This is a genomic window from Pseudoalteromonas sp. S1609 (assembly GCF_005887255.1).
In the GTDB taxonomy this organism is placed as follows: domain Bacteria; phylum Pseudomonadota; class Gammaproteobacteria; order Enterobacterales; family Alteromonadaceae; genus Pseudoalteromonas.
The window spans coordinates 1-390 of the sequence record NZ_PNDJ01000256.1; the positions used below are offsets into that span (position 1 = coordinate 1).

Annotated in this window: 1 pseudogene; it reads left to right on the forward strand. The window is 41.3% G+C overall.

Annotated features, from left to right (window positions below):
• A pseudogene (locus CWB76_RS19640) lies at positions 1 to 390 on the forward strand (adenylosuccinate synthetase); the annotation flags it as partial.

Consider the following 390-nt stretch of genomic DNA (forward strand, 5'->3'; position numbering starts at 1 on the left):
ATTGGTAATGGTGTTGTTTTATCACCAGAAGCGCTAATGAAAGAAATTGGCATGCTTGAAGAGCGGGGCGGACCTGTACGTGACCGTCTTTTAAGCAGTGAAGCATGTACGCTAATATTGCCTTTCAAGGTTGAATTAGATGTAGATCGCGAAACTGCGCGTGGCGATAAACCAATCGGTACAACGGGTCGTGGTATCGGACCAGCGTACGAAGAGAAAGTAGCACGTCGTGGTGTACGTGTTGGTGATTTATTCAATCCTGAATTATTTGCTTCTAAGTTAAAAGAAGTATTTGAATACCACAACTTCAAATTAGTTAAATACTACAAAGTAGACGCTCTTTTGAATTCCAAAAAACGTTGGATGATGCAATGGCGGTTGCTGATATTT